The 21,468-nt window shown below is 46.8% G+C and carries 17 protein-coding genes; 3 read left to right on the top strand and 14 right to left on the bottom strand.

What is annotated here, in order from left to right:
- Window positions 1–165 precede the first annotated feature (165 nt).
- From glgD to BMY78_RS08570, 13 genes are all read right to left on the bottom strand, one after another.
- On the bottom strand, window positions 166–1,269 hold the full coding sequence (gene glgD, locus BMY78_RS08630; RefSeq protein WP_090896761.1) for a glucose-1-phosphate adenylyltransferase subunit GlgD: 1,104 nt from the start codon (window positions 1,267–1,269) through the stop codon (window positions 166–168).
- Window positions 1,270–1,295: 26 nt separating this feature from the next.
- Entirely contained in the window at window positions 1,296–2,465 is a 1,170-nt protein-coding gene (locus tag BMY78_RS08625; protein WP_090896758.1) for a glucose-1-phosphate adenylyltransferase, read from the bottom strand.
- Window positions 2,466–2,973: 508 nt separating this feature from the next.
- The gene (locus BMY78_RS08620) at window positions 2,974–4,116 is read right to left on the bottom strand and encodes an amidohydrolase family protein (RefSeq protein ID WP_090896755.1); all 1,143 of its coding nucleotides are present in this window, start codon (window positions 4,114–4,116) and stop codon (window positions 2,974–2,976) included.
- A gap of 2 nt (window positions 4,117–4,118) precedes the next feature.
- Complete coding sequence (locus tag BMY78_RS08615) at window positions 4,119–5,177, bottom strand: pyridoxal-phosphate-dependent aminotransferase family protein (RefSeq protein ID WP_090896752.1); 1,059 nt, start codon at window positions 5,175–5,177, stop codon at window positions 4,119–4,121.
- A complete protein-coding gene (locus tag BMY78_RS08610) occupies window positions 5,161–5,949 on the bottom strand; it encodes an ABC transporter ATP-binding protein (RefSeq protein ID WP_256222013.1) in 789 nt (262 codons plus the stop codon). The genes BMY78_RS08615 and BMY78_RS08610 overlap by 17 nt, the downstream gene beginning before the upstream one ends.
- Window positions 5,949–6,701, bottom strand: a complete 753-nt coding sequence (locus BMY78_RS08605; protein WP_090896744.1) for an ATP-binding cassette domain-containing protein — start codon at window positions 6,699–6,701, stop codon at window positions 5,949–5,951. Before BMY78_RS08605 ends, BMY78_RS08610 begins: the two co-directional genes overlap by 1 nt.
- Window positions 6,701–7,567 carry an ABC transporter permease gene (locus tag BMY78_RS08600; protein WP_090896741.1) on the bottom strand — a complete coding sequence of 289 codons (867 nt, stop codon included), beginning with the start codon at window positions 7,565–7,567 and terminating at the stop codon, window positions 6,701–6,703. The genes BMY78_RS08605 and BMY78_RS08600 overlap by 1 nt, the downstream gene beginning before the upstream one ends.
- Window positions 7,564–8,508 (bottom strand): ABC transporter permease, encoded by a 945-nt coding sequence (locus BMY78_RS08595; protein WP_256222012.1) that lies wholly within the window; start codon window positions 8,506–8,508, stop codon window positions 7,564–7,566. Before BMY78_RS08595 ends, BMY78_RS08600 begins: the two co-directional genes overlap by 4 nt.
- Entirely contained in the window at window positions 8,505–10,124 is a 1,620-nt protein-coding gene (locus BMY78_RS08590; protein WP_090896736.1) for an ABC transporter substrate-binding protein, read from the bottom strand. Before BMY78_RS08590 ends, BMY78_RS08595 begins: the two co-directional genes overlap by 4 nt.
- A gap of 210 nt (window positions 10,125–10,334) precedes the next feature.
- Window positions 10,335–11,486, bottom strand: a complete 1,152-nt coding sequence (locus BMY78_RS08585) for an iron-containing alcohol dehydrogenase (protein ID WP_090896734.1) — start codon at window positions 11,484–11,486, stop codon at window positions 10,335–10,337.
- 285 nt (window positions 11,487–11,771) lie between these two features.
- The gene (locus tag BMY78_RS08580) at window positions 11,772–12,629 is read right to left on the bottom strand and encodes a GNAT family N-acetyltransferase (protein WP_177185684.1); all 858 of its coding nucleotides are present in this window, start codon (window positions 12,627–12,629) and stop codon (window positions 11,772–11,774) included.
- A 349-nt stretch (window positions 12,630–12,978) separates the two neighbouring features.
- Window positions 12,979–14,673 (bottom strand): M3 family oligoendopeptidase, encoded by a 1,695-nt coding sequence (locus tag BMY78_RS08575; protein ID WP_090896730.1) that lies wholly within the window; start codon window positions 14,671–14,673, stop codon window positions 12,979–12,981.
- 262 nt (window positions 14,674–14,935) lie between these two features.
- Window positions 14,936–15,742 (bottom strand): glycoside hydrolase family 12 protein, encoded by an 807-nt coding sequence (locus BMY78_RS08570; protein WP_256222011.1) that lies wholly within the window; start codon window positions 15,740–15,742, stop codon window positions 14,936–14,938.
- A 685-nt stretch (window positions 15,743–16,427) separates the two neighbouring features.
- On the opposite strand from BMY78_RS08570, the gene BMY78_RS08565 reads away from it, so the two are divergent.
- Entirely contained in the window at window positions 16,428–17,168 is a 741-nt protein-coding gene (locus tag BMY78_RS08565; RefSeq protein ID WP_090896728.1) for a hypothetical protein, read from the top strand.
- A gap of 141 nt (window positions 17,169–17,309) precedes the next feature.
- Window positions 17,310–17,522, top strand: a complete 213-nt coding sequence (locus tag BMY78_RS08560) for a cation:proton antiporter regulatory subunit (RefSeq protein WP_053779896.1) — start codon at window positions 17,310–17,312, stop codon at window positions 17,520–17,522.
- 98 nt (window positions 17,523–17,620) lie between these two features.
- On the opposite strand, the gene BMY78_RS08555 is transcribed toward BMY78_RS08560, so the two are convergent.
- Window positions 17,621–20,368, bottom strand: coding sequence for a PAS domain S-box protein (locus BMY78_RS08555; RefSeq protein ID WP_177185683.1), 2,748 nt, complete (start codon window positions 20,366–20,368; stop codon window positions 17,621–17,623).
- 269 nt (window positions 20,369–20,637) lie between these two features.
- On the opposite strand from BMY78_RS08555, the gene BMY78_RS08550 reads away from it, so the two are divergent.
- The gene (locus tag BMY78_RS08550) at window positions 20,638–21,465 is read left to right on the top strand and encodes a protein-glutamine gamma-glutamyltransferase (RefSeq protein ID WP_090896721.1); all 828 of its coding nucleotides are present in this window, start codon (window positions 20,638–20,640) and stop codon (window positions 21,463–21,465) included.
- Window positions 21,466–21,468 lie beyond the last annotated feature (3 nt).

Below are 21,468 nucleotides of genomic sequence, written 5' to 3'. Positions count from 1 at the left end.
CGAACGCTGCGCTTCTTCAGAATCGATTTCGTTCCCTCCACTACGTTTGCACGTTGGCAAGCACAATCGAAGTTGCATTTCAACTTTCGCTCATGAACCTTAAATCCATCCTACAGGATTTTTATTTTATATATATTTATAGATGATATCGGTTAAGTGTTGGTATTAGATAATAGTACTCTTCGCCAGAATATACGGGTTCGACGGGTCGCCGATCAGCGTCTGGCCGCCGCTTAGCTTTACATCTTTGTCGAGAATGACGTTCTCCAGAACGGCGCCTTCTCCGATGTAGCATTTTTGCATAATAATGGAGCCTTTAATTTTGGCCCCTTTCGCCACATGCACCCCACGGAACAGGATGCTGTCTTCCACTTCTCCACCCACAATGCAGCCGTTCGCGAGCAAGGAATGTTTCACCTCGGCAGTGTCCAGGTATTTAGCCGGAGCCTCGTATTTAATCTTGGTTTGAACAGGCTGTTCCTTGAACAGCTGCTCATACAGTCCGCTATTCAACAATTCCAGACTGTTGCGGTAATAGCTATCGATCGAATTGATCACGGCGTGATAGCCATCATAGGCATACGCCGCAATGTTCAAGCCATCCGGGTTTTTCTGAATCACATCACGGAAGAAATGGCTTTCCCCATGAGCGATGCAGCGCTGCACCTGGCGCAGGAAAAGTTCTTTTTCCATAATGAAAATTTCTGTATATATATTCGGGTGATCGGTGCTTTGGTGAATGTCCACCACATTACCGTTCCCGTCATCTTCAACTTTGACACAGGCGTCATGCTCAGGCAGCAGTTGATCCACTTTTTTGCAGACCAGCGTTACATCCGCGCCTTTGCTTATATGGTACCTGTATACATCCTGCAGATCTGCTTTGGTTACGTGCCGACTACCTGCGTGGACTACATATTGCCCTGAACCCCGGCGGAAGAAATCGAGATTATTGTGAAAATGCTGCAAATCCCCTTGTGACGTATCGGTTGGATCGTTCCAGTCCGGTGGTAAAATAAACATACCGCCATGCTTGCGATCCAGATCCCACGGCTTACCGTCTCCCAGATGATCCATGAGTGAACGGTACTTGCGACGAACAAAAACACCGATACTCTCAATGCCAGCATTCATCATATTGGATAATACAAAATCAATCAGACGGTAACGCCCGGCATAAGGCACCGCGGCTCCACAGCGAAAGTACGTCAATTCCTTCAATTCCTCAAGCTCATGGTCAAGGTTAATAACTCCGATCAATGGTTTCATCGCATGCACCGTCCTTTAGGTTTAGATTAGGCTTTACTTGTCATTCCCTCGAGAAGCTGACGTTCCAGTTCTTCCTGATCGACCAGTAATATATCACTTTCATCCTCAGGGGCGGGCGACAGATGTACTCCATCCGGGATCACCAATCCTTCGGCAATAATGGCTTTGTGAATACGTACATTTTGACCGATCTTCACTTTTGGCATGATCACTGAATCGGTTACGGAACTGTTCTCTCCCACCTCAATACCGTAGAACAACACCGAGTGTTTAACCTCACCATGTACCACACTGCCTTCACTAATGATGCAATTCCGCACCTTCGCTGATGGCGAGATGTATTGTGCAGGTTGGTTCGGATTACGTGTGAAAATACGCCAGTCCGGATCATTAAGATTAAACGGTGTGTCTTCGTCCAACAGGTCCATATTGGATTCCCACAGACTGCGAATGGTACCAACGTCTTTCCAATACCCTTCAAACGGATAAGCGTATAGTGATTTTTCATTTTCAAGCAGCAAGGGAATGATGTCTTTGCCAAAATCATAGGAGGTGGATGCCTGCTGTTCGTCCTGGATCAGGAAGCGTTTCAGTACATCCCACTTGAAGAGATAGATACCCATGGAAGCAAGCGTGCTCTTGGGTTCAGGAGGTTTTTCTTCGAATTCATAGATGCTATAGTCATCGTGGGTGTTCAGCACCCCGAACCGGCTGGCTTCTTCCAATGAGACATCAATGACCGATATGGTGCAATCTGCATCCTTTTCTTTATGGTATTGAAGCATTTTCTCGTAATCCATTTTATAGATATGATCCCCTGACAAGATGAGCACATGTTCAGGATCGAATTGTTCGATAAAATTCAGGTTACGGTAGATGGCATCCGCTGTACCGCGGTACCAGTTACTGCCGTCTTCACGTTCATGAGGAGGAAGTACATATACCCCGCCATTTTTGCGGTCCAGATCCCAATCACTGCCAATGCCGATATAGGAGTGCAGCACCAGAGGTTCATACTGGGTTAACACACCAACTGTGTCAATGCCAGAATTGGAGCAATTACTTAGAGGAAAATCAATGATGCGGTAGGTTCCGCCAAAATAAACAGCAGGCTTGGCCAGTGATTTGGTCAATCCCTTTAATCTTTTGCCTTGCCCTCCAGCGAGCAGCATCGCTACAACTTCTTTTTTTGCCATCATTACAGCCTCCTCCATGTGCATTCGTTCTAATTCATTTCAGAGCCCATAATCCGATATGCTGTTGTGTGGACACTTTTGTCATGATTAGGAGCATGCTGTACAGACTGTGTTGCATTAAAATTGCAGCCAAACGTCGTTCTTTGTGATGTCTGAAAGTAGATAATACATGCAGAATTGCCTGTACTTGTTGTGTAGAGGTGATAGGTGGATGTAAAAATTAAGGTGTACCCCGTGTAAAATGCAATACACTTCTCCTATATAACATTAAACACGAAACGGGCTGAGGAATCTTGCTGGAAAACTTCGACAAAAGTTTAAGTGGATATCGCTCCTTCCTTTATGCCGCTGTTATTAAATATTGTATTCGCTGATGGGTCTTGAAAATCCTTTTGGAAAAGTTTTGGGGATTTAATTATCGCTCAACATTCGCCAGACAGCCTGCTACTTCGAAAAAACATAACGCTCACTGCCCTCACGAGTAAAGAAAAAAACGCAAAAACCAATTTCATGGTTTCTGCGCTCCAATAATTACGGACTCTATGCTCTCTCGCAGCTGATCTGCATTTTTCGTTTGATACGGATCGGCATTGAAAATAATAGCATCCGCAATATAACCTTCTGCAATCTGTCCCAATTCGTTGCCACGCCCCAAAATCTCAGCAGCATTGGTCGTCGCAGATTGCCACGCCTCTGCCCGGGTCAAGCCATAATTGATCAACGTATCCAACTCTTGCAGGTTATAGCCGTGCAGTGAAGGTGTGGCGTAATCGGTACCGAAACCGAAACGGACTCCTGCTCTTTTGGCATATCCGATGGCTGTAGAATGCGCTTCAGCAGCGCGCGCGGCACGATCACTGATAACAGTAGGCAGCGCCAGCACACCTTTTGGATCTGCAGCAATACGATATATCGATGTGGTGGGCACAAAGGCCGTTCGGGACTGCGCAAGTCTGCCGGCCTGATCCTCCGATAAGAACATGCCATGCTCCACAGATTCCACTCCGGCCTGAATAGACCAGTCAATCGTTACCCCACCCCAGGTATGAACCAGCACCTTTTTATGGTGGGCATGGGCATAGCGAACGATAAACGCGAACTCTTCCTCCGAAAATACAGGATCGAGCACTTGTTCCGTAGGGGCTCCCAGTCCACCTGTCGCCATGATTTTAACCCATCCTGCTCCTGTATCAAAAATTCCGTTCAACCGTTGCTCCAGATACTTTACACCACGGGCATCTGCCGCTCCCAGCATTTCACTGCTGGTTTCAACTCTTAAGGGGTGTTGATAGTGCTGAGCGAGATGCCTCGCGATGCTTGGTAACAATCCGCCTGCATCACGAGCCGTAGTTACTCCCGTCCGAAGGGTAGCTGCAAAAGCTTGCGCCTGCATCACTTCAACCTCGTGGCTGTCCCGTTTCAATTGATCCGCATGGTCAAAGTCTGTCCAGGCCAGATGTGTATGAAGATCAATAACTCCGGGACTTATCCATAAATCTGTAACCCGAAGCGATGAGTCATCATTCTGCGGCACGGATTCTGTAACAGATGCAAACCGGCCATCCTGGATCGAGATATCGAACCGTTTGCCTTCAATGCCTGCTATAAAGATATGTTTGAAGCTTTGTTCCTCCGATTTTACCTGGGTCATATTCATCCCCCCCAAACGAGACGAACAGCCTGGACTGCTTGCTCATGGTCCTGATTCAATAATGCCGCAATAGTCGCAACAGCTTCCTCCACACCTGCTAAGGAAGCATTAACTCCAAAATGATTAATTCGCAGAAGCTGACCAAAAAGTTCTCCATCCCCCGGAGCAACGATGCCGATCGGCTGATCGATAAGCAACTTCTCCTCCCCTGCAATTCGAACCGTCGTAGTCAGTGTCGAATATGTTCTGTTATCTTTTTGCCAAGGCTCCAGACCCAGAGCCTGAATTCCCGCTATAGCAGATAACGCAGCCTGTTCATGACGCTTGATCACCTGCTCCAATCCTTCAGACTCAATAGCTGTCAAAGCCAAAATCAGTGCTCTGGCTTCCAGCGTTGGAATGTTGGGAGGAACGCGGACGGGTGCAGCTCCATCGCCGGGTGGCTTCAGATCAAGCAAAGACAGGATGGAGTTGCGCGGTGCATGTGCATTGGATTCGAGAAATTCCCATCCACGCGGCGAAATGCTTACTGCGCTGATGCCGTTAGGCCCGGCTAGGGCTTTTTGTGCACCCACCGCTACAAAATCAACACCCCATTCATCGACCAGCAGAGGCTCTCCCCCAATCGCTGAGACAGAGTCGCTCACTGTAATCAGGTTATGGGCACGCGCAATCTTTATAATTTCTTCTGCTGGATTCGACCCGCCTGTAACCACCTCTGCTTGAACAAAGGATAAAGCGGACGGTTGATACTTTTCAATCGCAGCAGTAACCTTCTCCACAGGTACAACTTCATCAAAAGGAACTTTGACTTCAATAACCGTTGCCCCTCCGCGTTCAAGCCACTGACCAAACAAACTGCCATAAGGCCCTGTTACGACATTGACAATCGTACGCCCCGGTGCAGATATTCCAGCTGCCACGGCCTCTATCCCCAAGATAGCCTCACCCGGGATGATCACCGGAGGATACTTTGTATTCAAAAGCCTGGAGAGCAATTGCGTAAGCGTATCGTATTCCGACAGGGTAAGGGGTATGTTTCCTTTATATTGTTGGCTCATATAAACCTCCTAAAGAACTTGATTTCGGCATCTTTGGAACTGCAGACAGCAGCTCTCGGCTGTAGGCCATTTCTGGCCGTGTGAAGAATTGATCTTTGGGACTAATCTCCACCAGCTTACCCTGCCGCATGACTGCTACCGTATCACTGATAGCATGGATAACTCCGAGATCATGGGAAATGAACAGTAACGTAAGATTAAGTTCTCTCTTAAGTGAATTGAACAGATCGAGCACACTCCGCTGCACGGAAACATCGAGTGCACTCGTAGGCTCATCCGCAATCAGCAGACTCGGCTCTACGCTTAAAGCACGTGCAATGGCGATCCGTTGGCGCTGACCGCCGGAAAATTCATGCGGATACTTGTCCAGTGCCCTGCTTTCCAACTGAACACGGGCCAGGAGCTCTCTGGATCTTTTCTCCACCTGTGAACGGTCTACAATGCGATGAAACAACAACGCTTCAGCAAGAATCTGCCGAATGGAATGTTTGGGATTCAGTGAAGCATCCGGATTTTGGAAGATCATCTGTATGCTTTTATACTGCTCACGACTTCTCCTCTTCTTTAATTGCTGATCCCCCAACAAAACCTGCCCCTCATCCGGCGTAATTAACCCGGCAATAACCCTTGCAAGGGTCGATTTGCCCGAACCGGACTCACCAACAAGACCAAGCGTGGTATGCCTCTGAAGATTTAGTGTGATGTTGTCCAGCGCAGTGAAGTCACCATATTGAACCGTTACATTCTGAACTTGCAAAGCTAGTTCCATCATTATTCGCTCCCTTCAAGCTTCGGTAAAGGAAGCACCGAGTTAATGAGCATCTGGGTGTAAGAATCTCGCGGGTTTTGCAAAAGGCCAAGAGAATCCCCGTGCTCCACAATCCGCCCCTGCTTCATCACGCACAGCTTCGAGCACAGCGTCGCTGCAATCGCCAGATTATGTGTTACAAAGACCATGGCGAATCCCAGTTCCCGCTGCAAACGCTGGATCGTCTCCATAATTTGACGCTGCACAGTAACGTCCAGCGCCGTTGTTGGCTCATCACAGAGCAGAATGCCTGGCTTGCACGCCAGGGCCAGTGCAATGACTACCCGCTGACACTGCCCACCTGACAGCTGGCTAGGGTATCGGTCCTCACGCTTCAACGAGTCGGGGAGCCCCAACAGTTCAAGTAATTCTAGCGCTGCTACCCTAGAGGCCTTCCTGCTTAACTTTTGCCTGTAATAAACAACTTCCGCCAGCTGTTTGACAACGGGACAGAGCGGATCGAGCGCACCTCTCGGGTCTTGAAACACCATGGCGCTGTTCACGTCACTCCGAATGGTTCCGCCCGTCTGCTCCACACCACTTGGTAACAGTCCCAGAATCGAACGAAGAGTTAGTGATTTACCAGAGCCGGATTCACCTACTAACCCCAGGCTCTCCCCTCTGCCGAGCGAGAAATGTACATCTTGAACTAATGTTTGATTTGACTTGGTTGACAGAGATAGCGCCTTGACTTCAAGAATCGGTTCAGTGGACATTATTTTTTCCTCCATACATCGGCCAATCCATCACCGACAAGCGACAAAGCAATTCCCGTGTAAACGACTGCAAATCCCGGAACTGCCGAGAGCCACCAGGCTGTCGTGATAAAGGATTGTCCATCCGAGATCATCGTGCCCCAATCCGGGGTCGGTGGTGCGATGCCAATGCCCAGGTATCCAAGCGTAACAATCGCCACCAGCAGCCCCACCATATCCGTCATGAGGACAACGATCGCCTGAGGCAATACATTAGGCAGGAGATGACGAAGGATAATTCGTATTCCCGGCAAGCCTAACGTCTGTGCGGATGCGATCCATTCCTGCTTGCGGTACGATGCACTCAGCCCTCTGACAACACGGGCAAAGACAATCCAGCCAACGAGCATAAACGTAATATAAATCCCCCGCTCACCTGCTCCGCTGGCAAAAGCCACAATAATGACAATTAGATAAAAAGGGAAAGCGATAAATGTATCCGTAATCAACGATATGATCTTATCAATCCATTTTCCGTAATACCCTGCGAGCATCCCTAGAAATACACCCAAGCAAAAGGGTACAATTTCCGCCAGCACCATAATGCTCAAATCGGTTCGCGCGGCATAAATCAGTCTAGTGAACAAATCACGTCCCAGTTGGTCTGTGCCCAACCAATGTTCAGCAGACGGAGGTTGCAAAAAGGCACTCAAATTTTGCTCCGAAGGGTCATAAGGACTCACCCACGGTATGATTACAGCCAAGATGATCAGCACGGCAAACATCACACTTCCCACTAGCAGGGTAGGAGTTTTCAATATGCGGTTCATGAGGCTGGTGTTTTGGCTGTCTTCATATAACTGAGGTTCAATTCGTATCGTTTTCATGGTTTTCCTTTCGTTCTGGGATCAAGCCACCTGGACAGAAGCTCTATCAGGAGACTGATGATCACGACAGATACAGCACAGTAAAGGGCTATGCCTTGAATGACCGGGAAATCCCGTTTGGAAATGGAACTAAACAAAAGACTGCCAATTCCCTTGATACCAAATACCTGTTCAACGACCAATGTGCCGCCAATGAGATAAGAGATATTAACGCCAAGAAGGATCAGCGTCGGAAGCGCCGCATTGCGCAGGACATGTTTGAATAGAATGACCCGGCTCGGTAATCTCGCAGCCTTCAATGTAACTACAAAATCAGATTCCAGCACTTCAAGCATCTGGGCTCTTAATGAACGAACCAATGTTGGAATCTGTGAAAAAGCTACGGTAATGGCGGGAAGTGTCAAACTGTACAAGGTGCCCCACCACCCTTCACCAGCTCCACCAACGGGAAACCAGTGAAGATGAACACTCAGCAGCAGAATCAAAAGGATGCCAACCCAGAAGATTGGCATACCTAGCGTTACCGTAGGAAAAATACGTATCAAATGATCCAGCAGCTTATCCTTGTGTGTAGCAGCCAGTGTAGCAAGCACAAGTGCAATGACAATTGCCAATACACATGCCATGGCAATGAGCAGCAAGGTAACGGGTGCACGATCAGCAATCAATTCTCTAGTGGAAGTTCCGTTAATAATGGAGTTGCCGGTATCCCCCTTAGTGAACAGTGTCTTCACAAACCGTATGAATTGTTCCCCCAGAGGCAGATCCAGCCCGAGAGCATGGTGCATGCTCTCAACGGCCTCGGGGGTGCTGTACTCGCCAAGAATCATTTTGGCAGGATCTCCTGGAACCATTCTGATGAGAAAAAAGACTGCTGTCATCACACAAAGGATCACTGCCAACGCCCTTCCCACCGTACTGATCAACCAGAACTTCTTCATTTCTGAATACGAACGTCTTCAAAACGCACACTGCCGTTAGGCAAAACAACAATGCCATCTACTGAAGAACGAACGCCAATCAGAATATCCGGATAATACAGCGGAATGTAAGGCACTTCATCGGCAAGCGTTTGAAGCAGTTTGGAGTATATTTCGGCACGGACATCGCCGTCCGGTGTTTGTTGGCCTTTATACAAAAGCTTGGTTACTTCATCATTGGTGTAATGCGTCCAGTAAGATTTACTGAAACCATCAGGGTCAGTCTGGAACGCAATGATTGAGTTCGCTTCCGGAGAATCGGCTTGCCCACTGTTCAGCATCGCTGCGAAATCATAAGCAAAGAATCGTTCACGGAAGGTAGCGAGTTCAATCGATTCAATCTCGATGTTAATGCCAATTTGTTTACCCGCTGCCTGAATGATTTGCGCTTCTTGCGCTCTGGTGCTGTTGCCTGAAGCTACAAGCAGTTTTGTAGTAAATCCATCAGGGAAGGCCGATTTGGCCAGTTCCGCTTTGGCTGCATTTACATCAAAATTCAGTGCCTTGAGCGTATCATTCGAATTGTAAGGAATCGTTGTTGGCAGCAATGAATTAGCGGTCTGTGCATAACCAAAGGTAAGCGCTTTGGTCAGACCGTCACGATCAAGTGCCAGAGCCAATGCCCGACGAACATGCACATCGGAAAAATGCTTATCCAGCGTATTAAAGAACAATTGCTCTGTCACCCAGCTGCCGTTGGTTGCAACAGATGTATCTGCACCATTTTTTATTTCATCGGCATTTTGCAGGGCAAGCGACTCAATCGCATCCACTTCTCCTGCTTTCAATTGATTGATTGCTTGGCTGTCATCTTCTATCAGCTTGTAAACAAGCTTATCAACCGATGGCTTTCCTTCTTGCCAGTAGTGAGTGTTCTTCGTAAAGGTCACATCGCCTGCAGGGTCCCACTGCTCAACTACAAACGGTCCTGTACCTACCGGTTTCTTGAAAAATTCTTCCTCGGTAACTCCGCCAAAATTGTTCGGAATAATACCGTTCGAGAAGTTGGACAGCTCAGAAATAAACGGCGTATACGGCTCTTTAAGTGTAATTACCAGTGTGTGGTTATCTTTGGCTTTGATCGTATCCACCTTCGCGGATATTGCCAATGGGCCACCAACCTTCAAATGCCGCTCCAGCGAAAATACGGCATCCTCTGCCGTAACATCTGTGCCGTTGGAGAACTTCAAGCCATCACGCAGCACAAACGTATACGTCAGACCGTCATCACTGATGTTATGCGACTTGGCAAGCCAATCCACAATCTCGCCTTTGCTATCAAAAGCAACCAGAGATTCAAATACTTTATCAATGGCGAAAGCGTTGTTCGATGTAATCTGATTATGCAAATCAAACGAGGTTACGGAAGCCGGCCGACCATATACAAAAGTCCCCCCTGTTGCAGTCTCGTCCGTCTTTGAATTTTCATCCGTACCTTGGCTCGTGCCTGGCTGGGCTGCTGCATTGGGAGCGGGATCATTGGTCGATCCGGAGCAACCGCTAACAATTACCAATAATAGAACGGCTAACGCTCCTACCCATAATGACTTTCTGGTTGATAATTTAAACTGTGACATGACTGACTCTCCCCTTCCAATAAAACTTATGTGTTTAGTATGGATTGATTATGGATTAAAGCACCCCCTCTGTCAAACAAAAAATAATGACCAGTGCGAGATAAAACTATTTTATCCAATGATGGAAATGAATCTGTATTCATAAGGCTAAGAAGCAGGTGCAACACAAAAAAGCCAGAATACTTTCTGGCTTTCTCTTTGTTCTTAACTTTATATGATTTTGCGGAACAGCTCCATGACTTCATCCCTGGAAGGTTGATACGGATTTCCCGGTGCACAGGCATCTTTCATGGCGTTATCCGCCAGCAGTTCAACATCCGGGTCTTTCACACCCAATTCAGACAGCTTCTCAGGAATGCCTACCTCCTTGGAAAGCTGTCTTATGGCCTCAATAACGTAATCTGAACATTCCTCATCACTTCTACCCTTTACATCCATACCGATGGCTTTGGCAATATGACGGAATTTACCCGGCACATGTTTTGCATTCAATTCTTCTACATAAGGGAGCAACATCGCGTTACATACCCCATGCGGCAGATCATAGACGCCACCAAGTTGATGGGCCATCGCATGAACATAACCCAGACCTGCATTGTTAAAAGCAATCCCGCCAAGAAAACACGCATACGTCATATGCTCTCTTGCTTCCAGATCACTGCCGTCCCTGACGGCTCTTGGTAAATATTCAAAGATCAGCTCAACGGCAGCCGCCGCTGTTGCACTCGTCACGGTGAACCCTCCAGGCGTCACCATGGCTTCCACCGCATGAGTCAATGCATCCATGCCCGTGGCGGCAGTAAGACTGGCCGGCTTGCTCAGCATTAGTTCCGGGTCATTCACCGACAGGTCAACGAGACTGTTTCGATCCACCATCACCATTTTCACCTTGCGTTCCTCATCTGTAATCACGTAGTTCATGGTCACCTCACTCGACGTGCCAGCCGTTGTGTTAATGGCAACAAGCGGCACGGACTTGTGTTTCGATTGATGCAAGCCTTCATAATCACGGATATGTCCACCGTTGGTTGCTACAATGCCAATCGCTTTGGCAGCATCCTGAGGTGAACCTCCGCCTATCGATATAATAGCGTCACAGCCATGGTCCTGAAATACCTGAAGTCCGTCATGTACATTTTGACAGGTTGGATTGGGCTGAACCTCATCATATATCACATAGTCTAACCCTGATTTTCTTAGTACAGACAGCACGTGTTCAGCAACGCCGGAAGAGATCAATCGACGATCACTTACAACAAGCGCTTTGCGAATACCCATTTTCTCAATCATCTTGCCTGCTTCGTATAAACACCCTCTGCCCATCAAGTTCACGGGCGGAACATAATAAGCGTGTGTTGCCATCTGAACCAGCCTCCTGTTACCCCTGATTTACTGTCTTTATTGTAACTGAATCCGTTTTCAGATATAGTGAAATAAATCACAACCAAGTTGATAAATGTTTCATTTGCACGGAATTATCCAATGGTTATTCCATGATTGTGACTGCTCTTCAGCAACGGGTTTATCTGTGCGTGAATTAAAAAGGCCAAGTTGATCTTGGATTGACAGGTTTCACCGCTCAAATCAAAGTACAGGGGCCGCCCCTGGTCATTTTCATGACTTCGGTACAGCCCCTGCAGATGATGTTCAGCAATTTAGAAACTCCTGAATCGGCATGTAATAGACGGGATAGGCTCTGCCTTGATCAAAGCCAAGCTTACCCGCTATCGCAATGGAATCATGACGAAAATCTTCTGTCGTCCAGTGTGGAACACAATTCCGTTCCAGAACGGATTGCACATAAGCGCTTGCCATGGCCGTAGCCAGACCCTTGCCACGGTGTATCGAATCATAGGTGTGAATGCCTGTTTCATGGTGAATGCCCCTGACAAACACTGAGATACATGTACCTACAACCTGCCCTTCATATACCGTGCATGTTCCTGCTCCGTATTGGAAGAAGTCCTCCATCGAATGCCAGAATTTCAAAATTTCCTGCTCAATGATACAGCTTTTGTCCTGTAGCGTTACCGCTCGATCGATAACTTGAAGCTCATATCCGGGAGGAACAAACAAGGAGCTGGAACTGCGTTGCAGCCACTGTTCATACTTCACAAGATTGAATTGAAAAGGAACTCTCAATCCTTCTTGCAAACGCCCATTGAACATGTGATGCAGGACTGGAGACCAATCCGAGCCTGGCTCGGGGTAAACTTCAAGATTCAGCATGTCTTCGCCAGCATCTAATGCTGCAGGCAATAGCTCCTGAACGAGTACCTCCCTGACAAGACTATTGAAGTTTTCAGTATCCGATCTTCCGATCAGATAAAACATTTCGTTTTTGGCCCAAATCAGTGCACTTTTCGGAGCAAGAAGCTGGTCTGCATAGACACGCCCGCGTTGAAGTCCTGCAAGTACTCCACCCATGACCACATGCCCGTTCGTACCCGAGATGAAGGGCGCCAATTGTTTCCTTTGGGACGGTTGATCCAGTAAAACCAACATGGTATAACCTCGCATTCTTTGTATAGGGTAGGTGAATAAATACATTCAAATCCACCCTGCCTCAGAATGCTGTAACGTCAGGTGTATTCCTCGTTCCCTTTCACCTCTTCGACCTTTATTTTTATTGACCTAGAGAATATTTACCCTTGCCACTCCGATGACAGAACAACCTTCCGATCGCTGTTATCCCCAGATTTTTTTGATTCCCTATTTAAAGGGAAAATCCGGGGATAAAGGCGATGCGTGTGCTTTCGACGCAGCTTTCTTTCAGAAAGCTTTTAGCTCCGCTTCCTCAGGTTATTTCTGTCCTCTGCGTTATCGTGTAAATGTTTAGTTCAATATATATAGCTTACAGCGCTTTATCGTCTACTGCGTCCAACCAGGCTTCGATATCACCGATGACGGAGGATACACAGCCGTCTTCAAACGGAGAATTCAAACCTGCCAGTTCTACCAATCCTGTGAAGGACAGGCTTCCTCCGGCTTTACACAATGTCAGGTAGTCAGCCCATGCGGACTTCATATCCTGATTGCTGCGTTTCCAGAACTGGAATGCACAGATTTGTGCCAGCGTGTAGTCAATGTAATAGAATGGCGACGAGAAGATATGACCCTGTTTGTGCCAGAATCCGCCTTGTTCCAAATAGGCGTTATCCTTGTAATTGATGTGCGGCAGATAAGTCTTCTCAATATTGCGCCAAGCCTGCTTGCGCTCCGTTGGTGTTGCATCCGGATTGGCATAGACAAAATGCTGGAATTCATCGACTGCTACGCCGTAAGGAATGAAGAGCAGTCCGGAAGACAGGTGATCAAACTTGTATTTGTCCGTATCTTCCTTAAAGAACAATTCCATCCACGGCCAGGTGAAGAATTCCATGCTCATGGAATGGATCTCTGCGGATTCATATGTCGGCCAGTTGTACTCAGGCACTTCGAAGTGACGGCTCTCATAGACCTGGAACGCATGACCCGCTTCATGTGTCAATACGTCGATATCGCCCGAGGTACCGTTAAAGTTGGAGAAAATAAACGGCACTTTGTAATCATTCAGGAAGGTACAATAGCCCCCGCCCTGCTTGCCTTTTTTGCTCACCAGATCCATCAATTCATTGTCGGTCATCATCTGGAAAAACGTATCTGTTTCCGGTGATAATTCAGCATACATTTTCTTACCATTGTCAATGATCCAGTCGGCATCGCCTTTAGGTGTCGGGTTCCCTGTCTTAAAGCTGAAGCCCTGATCGTAAAAATAGAGGGTATCCACATCAATCCGGCTGCGCTGACGCTCTCTGAGCTTCGTCGCTACAGGCACGATATAATCACGGACTTGTGCTCTGAAATTGGACACCATCTCCGCGTTGTAATCCGTACGGTTCATTCGGTCATAGCCAAGTTCCACATACGATGGATATCCCAGCTTCTTCGCGATCTGTGTACGCACTTTCACCAATTCGTCGTATATGCGATCGAATTCAGCCTCATGTTCAGCCATGAACGTATATCTTGCTTCGGATGCGCGTTCCCGCATGGAGCGATCCGTGGACAACTCAAACGGATGCAGCTGCGGCAATGTGCGTTCTTCACCTTCAAACGGAATTTTGGCCGAAGCAATCAGCTGGTTGTATTCCGTGGAAAGTTTGTTCTCTTTCTGAAGGTCCTCGATAATTTCCGGGCTGAATGTTTTCAGGGACAGATCCGCCAGCTGGAACAGCTGTGAGCCCCATTTTTGTTCCAGTTCAGCACGGAATTTGGAGTTTACCAATGCCCGATAATAATCGGTGATGTATTCTTGAATGATCGGAGAGCTTTCATCCAGAAATTCATTTTCTTCTTTGTAAAATGTATCATTGGTATCAATGGAATGACGGATGTAGACCAATTGTGCCTGAGTCTCAAAGTCACTGCGCAAAGCGTTAATTTTGTCCATATATCCACTCTGCTCTTCAACCGTAGTTGCGGCTTCAAAACCACTCAGAAGCTCACGGAATGACGTTTTGATGTGTTCCAGATCGGGACGTGTATACGTATACTCACTAAATTTCATTTATGTACACCCTTTCCTGTTAGGCATATTTCGGGATTCCCCGAGTTGAACTAAACCCTATTATACAAAAGAGCAGCCTAAAAATCCCAACTTTACGAAAAATATTTGTCCATCGGTCAAATGGAGCTACATCACTCGTTACATATGTTACGTATGAATGTTAGGTCCAATTCACAAGTAAAAGATGCTGCATCAGCAGGAAATGGATTTTCCTCCGAGCAGCATCTCATTAAATCAGGAATATACGTGATAAACGGAGCCGTTACTGAACGTTCACATACCAGTTAGAGTAATTGATCTGGCCGCTGCCTTTCGTAATCTCGGTTCCATATTCAACACTGCTGACATATTTGCTGTTGGTAAAGTAACTTTTGGAGATCAGATAATCGGTAAAGTTTTTGACGTTGATGCTAAAGTTATTAGGAGATTTTGACTTTTTCAGGAACGAGTATACCCACCATTGATGCACTCCGTTGTCGGTAATCTCGCCGCGATACAGATCATAGGTTTGTCCACCAATGGATACATCCGAGAATACTTTGGAACCGATAGGCCCAACACCAGAAGTCCATTCGTTCCAGATCATGATCTCCTCGGTGGGTGTGCTTGACCAGGTCGCATTGCCGATATCATGCAGCCAGATATCATACGCGTTATTATACTCCCCATTAGTGTTGGACGCCTTAGAATAACTTACGCCGGTATTGATACTCTTGTTCGCAGACAATCGCGTTGGCAGTCCACTGCCTGGTGTGTAGCCCTCTGTCCAGTGCCAGCCACTGACCAGTGAAGGATAAGCTTTGACCCCACCCGCAGTCGTTGGCCAGTTCCAAACGTAACCCAGATCAGTATTGCTGTTCACATACACGGACTGGGACCAGCCACTGACACTTGAGCTTCCCCAGCTATTGTTGAAAATATAATACTTGTTGTTACTGAAATTAAGTTTGGCATACGCTGTGGAATCCGATGCTGCGCTGGCTGTAATTGGAACGGCCGCAATCAGTAGTGACATGACCAGCAGCATCCATGCTTTCTTGCCTGATCTTTTTTTCATCTTCAAACCCATAATGTTAGCCTCCCATACAATTTTAAATGTAAACGCTTACAGATATAAGTGTAAAACATTTCCATATTCAAGCATACCACTTAAATCCGACATTATTTCATGCTATATTTAGACTTTTTGGCATTATATACAAATAAGCCCGCCTCGCATCCATTGCGAAGCCAGCTTATAGGCTTGTCTTTTCTAGTTTCTTTTCAATATAACCTAGTGTTGATCGTTGTCCATAATCTTATAGAACCAGCCCATTCCGACCATTCCCACAACCATAATGATAGCCATAATAATGATATATGTCATGAATGTAACCCCCCTGCTCCGTATTTCTTCACACTACTATCAGTTTACACGGTGAAAGCCATTTTGAACTGACTCAACATTGACAAAAATACGAAATCTTCATTTTCACTCCATATCATGTGTCCTTTTTCATTGTAATCCTTGAAATTAATCAGCAGTTCTTCATCCTCAAGCACAATAAACAACTCGTCTGACTGGTTGTCCTTATCGAATCTCCCCTTTATTGCTTTGCAGCTACTTCTTCCCACTTTAATTTATAGGTATATCATTTTATAGCAGACGATTTACCTTGCTCTTGTAGTGAACAAAGTTTCATCCGCCATCCTTACGGTGTATACTATACTTCTATGAATTGGAATTGGATTATACGCAGAAAGGTTTGAACTGAATGTCGACTCGCATACCCTTTTATCGTCAGCTATTATTCGCTTTTTTACTAACTCTTATGCTGTTTATACTATCCGCCTGTGCTGATGGTGAAGCTCATGTCACGGTTAATATGGACGGTTCATCCGATCTGGCCCTGAATCTCAGCGTAACCGACTCCGCCCTGGGAATGATCGGACAAGACAATCTCATGACAATGCTCGCAAATACGTTGAAGCAGAATAATTTCCAGGCCGAAGTTTCGGATCAGGGAGATCGGACACAACTCAAAGCGACGACCCATTATGAGAAAAGTAATACCGTTTCTACTTTCAGCACGTCCGATCTGCCTGAAGGAATCAAGGTGGAGCAATCCACCACACCTGGCTTCTTCACTTCCAAATTGCATATCGCCGTGGAAGCAGACCTGCTGCAGACCATACCCGATGGTGAGGTCAAAGACCAAATTAGCAAGATTCCCGGGTTTCTCAAAAACTTACTGCTGAAAGATGTCAACTTTGATTTCAAGCTGACGCTGCCGATCAAGGCGCAAGATTCCAATGCAGATCTGGTCGAAGATCACGGAAAAACCCTAATTTGGCACGTCTCCCCACTGAATACGAATAAGCTGGATTTGACCGTACAGGTCCCGAATATTCGGAACATCATAATTACGGGGGGCATTGCCTTGGTGCTGATCATTGCATTACTTATCTGGTTTATGGTCCGTCGCAGAAGAACCCGACAGAGTCGGAATGTATAACTAACCACAGCTCCAGAAGCTAATAGGATATGATTACTATTTCAGTTCCGACTTGCCAAACGGTGTTATGGATAGTAGAATACATCCGTACTGTGTGAACGGTTAAATTAACTATGAAAAGCTAAAGAGGTGACAGGTTTCATGAATATCCGGGAATGCCCTTTGCCTGGAATCGGTGTGAAGTACCAGTTTGATACAAAAAGCGGTAATAAGTTGGTCATTATTGTCCACGAAGACGGACGCCGTGAATTGTTCTCGGTGGACCCCAATGATAACGAAGAACTTACCCTAATTGCAGAACTGGAAGATGACGAGTGTGTAACCCTTTCGGGGTTAATTGGAGGATGGTCCTGACATCTGTCAGGGTTATACTGACAGAATGTAAAATAACCTGTTCCCTCAATGGGGGGCAGGTTATTTTCTTATCCCTTTATACAAAGTGCAGACGCCCTTCAGCGCTCGTGCCGGGACCGAATGTAAGGAACCCATGTGCTTAGCACACGGCTTATTTCCGCAGAGCTGAACGGTTTGCTGATAAAGTCCTGCATGCCGCATTTCAGACAGGCTTCACGGTCGTTCGGTCCTGCGAATGCGGTAATGGCAGCAATGACCGGAATTTCAGGGTGGGTTTGCCTGATTCTGCAGGTCGCTTCAATCCCATCCATCACAGGCATTTGGATGTCCATAAAGAGAAGGTCGTAGGTTTCCCTTTCCAATGCTTTCACAGCTTCTTCACCATTCTCCACGATATCACATACACCCCCGAGCTTACGAAGCATTTCCTCCAGCAAATGACTGTTCAAATACTGATCCTCAGCGACAAGAATTTTGATCCCCGCTGCCAGGCGTGTTCGGTCCAGCTTCAGCTCGTGATCAGACGCCTGATCCATCCGATCATTGGATTCGTCTTGCCATCGTTCAAGTAACAGGGTGAAGTGGAAATCCGCTCCCTCACCTGCCTCACTCTGCACCCCAATGGCGCCGCCCATTAATTCTACCAGCTTCTTGCTGATGGCCAGTCCCAGCCCTGTGCCTCCGTATTTACGATTGATCGCTGGATCCAGCTGTGAGAAGGACTGGAACAGCTGATGCTGCTTGTTAGACGGAATGCCAATCCCCGTATCTTTGACCGAAAATGACAAGATGAGATGATTCTCATCGTAAGAATCCGCGGGTCTGACATCCACGTGAACCTGAATGCTTCCCTTTTCCGTGAATTTGACGGCATTGCCTACCAGATTAATCAAAATCTGACGAATCCGTGTTTCATCGCCTCTTACACGTGTAGGAATCTGCTCTGACATTTCACAGTATAGTTCAATATTTTTTTCGGAAGCTCTAAGCGAGAATAGTTCCATGACCCCGCCAAGAACGGCTTTGATATCCACTGGTTGGCGTTCGAGATCCATTTTACCTGCTTCAATCTTGCTGAAATCCAAGATCTCATTCAGAATATGCAGAAGGGATTCACCACTGTCAATCATGATATCCACGAAGCCGTACTGCTCCTCGTCCAGCTCTGTTTCTTTTAACAGATGGGCCATGCCCATAATTCCATTCAGAGGTGTACGAAGCTCATGACTCATGATTGCCAGAAACTCGGACTTCGCCCGGTCAGCCTGTTCTGCCGCTTCCTTGGCACGGATGATATCCTTTACCGATGTCATATCGCGGAAAACGAGGACAGCCCCACGGTTGTCTCCCTGATCCATAATCGGTTTCAACTGAAATTCCGCCAGGAAGCTGGAGCCATCCTGTCTCCAAAATACAGACTCCGATCGCGGCAGGCTTCGCCCCTCGCGTACCGCCTGAAGAATCGGATTGCCATTGGAAGGATAAGGGATGCCTTCACTTTGCATTTGTAAGATAATCTCTTCGAGAGGTTTGCCATTCATTTCAGACGGACAGAAATTCATCATCTCCGTTGCAACAGGATTGGCAAAGATCAGTTGGCCATCCGGGTCCAGTCCAATGACTCCCTCTGAAATGGCATTGAGAATTAATGCCCTCTCGTAACTGAGATTTTCAATTTCCTCTACATACCTCTTGGACTCTGTAATATCACTGGTTATTCCATAAACGCCAACGACACGATCCTCAAGCAAAATCGGAACATTAATTACACTCGTTTCAATACGCTGTCCGTTCTTGTGAATCAGCCCTACCTCATAGCTCTGTGCATTTCCTTTTACAGTCTGTTCAAAATGATACCTTGTCTTATCCAGGTCCACGGGATCAATAAGATGATCAAACGGCCCGCTAAGCAGTTCCTCCTTGGTGTGGCCTGTCAACTGCTCCTGACCTGCATTGGCCTTCAACAGGTTTCCTTCCAGATCCAGTGATGCCACCCCCAGCGGGTTACAGTCAAACAATGATTGGTACTCCTGAAGACTTAATTGCTGCTGCATGCTCGCTGTAATATCACGGGTCACTCCGATCATTTCCTGCAGATTTCCCTGTTTGTCATATACATAATGGGTAATGGTATCCGCCCATATAACAGAACCATCCTTATGCAGGAGCCGATAGCTAATTCGATCAGGCGCAAGCCCCTGGATTTGAGCAGCCATGTAAGCTTCGACCAGAGCCACATCTTCGGGGTGAATGCAGAACAGGCCAGATTGACCGACGACTTCTTCAGGATCATATCCCAACATGCGCTTGCTGGCTGGAGATACGTACTTGAACGTCCGCTCCGGGTCGGCTTGGTGTATGGCAATTAGATCAAGCGAGGATTCGGCCAGCAATCTTGAGATTCGACTGCTCTCTTCCAACTGCTTGCGCTGTACAATTAGTCGACTCTCGGCGTCCTTCTGTTTCGAAATATCAGCTGCCTGAACAAGCAAATAAAGCGGCTCGCCGCTCACTTCATCCCTGACGATGCAGGCTCGTAACGTGGCCCACAGAAGAGTAGAATCCTTGCGCTTAAGACGTAACTCTACCTCATACATCAGACTTAATCCGTTGGTCATATCCCAGAAGTTGGATCTGAATTCTTCCATTTCCAGGTCTTCCTCATAAATCATATGTACAATCGGGGAGTCAATCAATTCATCTTCACTGCATCCCAGCATCTCGCAAAATGCCGGATTAAGCTGGAGCCAACGTCCGTTCACATGTGAAGCAACAGCAATGCCGATCGGTGCATGTGTGTATAACTGTTCGAACAGAGAGCGATTCTCTGTAATTGGATTCGACACCGCATATCCTCCTTTATTGGGAATCTGAATATATTCCGTATGAACAGATCGACCTGAACATAACTTCATCTATAAGAGTAGTACCCCAAATGTAATGTTTTATAAACGAGATCAACAAAAATCCAGGCAACAATCGACGTTATTATCGTATATTTTCATGTTTTCTGTCTTTTAGATTTACAAAATCGCAAAATTAGCTTCATATACTACAGAATACGCGTGCACATCCGTTTGTACAAGGTTGAAAATTAATACAGGAGGTTATGATTATGATCATTGTTGCGAATCAACCAATTGAGCTGGCTCGTTCGGATTGGTCTGCTTTTGCATGGCAGTGGTTACAGCAGCTACAGAACAGTTCAACAGTGTACACCTATCAATCCATGGATCATCTTCACTTTGAATGGACACTGCGGGAGTCTCTGGTCAATGCAGCAGAAGCACTGGATCGAAGCGGGGTAAGCTTTGCCTCATTCGAGAAGTCCAGGTGTAACCCGGCATATTGGAATCGAAATGATCAAGGAGGCTTTGAGCTAAGAGGTGAGGTAACACCTGCAGAGGGAATCCGGGACATTTGGAAGAATGGTCATTTGTATGCCTTTGAATGTGCAACAGCGACTGTGATTGTCCTGTATGGCGGCGTATTGAACAGCATTCGGGAAGATGATTTCAATTCACTGTTCCGCAACCTGCTGCTCTACGACTGGCACTATGACAGCGATCTGCGATTAACGGAGAAGAACGGCAGCGACTCTGCGCTTCCTGGAGATGTATTGTACTTCAAAAATCCGGACGTTTCCCCTGAAACGCCAGAATGGCAGGGAGAAAATACTATTAAGCTGCGTGAAGATGTATATTTTGGTCATGGAATCGGGATTGCAAGCGGGGAAGAAATCATCCGTTCACTCAATCAAAACCGCATCCCCGGAAGTACAGTATCAGCCTATCTAATGGATACGGTTATTTATCCGGACTTTCTATATCTATCCCGCTACGCCAAGAATAGTAATGTGAATACGCAGACTGCCTCGTCTACTCCGGTCTTGCCGGGACAGTTGTATGTACGCATCGGCGGCAGCCGTTACTTGCGTGTCTAAACA

The organism is Paenibacillus sp. OK076, from assembly GCF_900110055.1.
Classification (GTDB): Bacteria; Bacillota; Bacilli; order Paenibacillales; family Paenibacillaceae; genus Paenibacillus.
The sequence above is the reverse complement of the archived record's forward strand: the minus strand, read 5'-3'. Positions and strand labels throughout refer to the sequence as shown.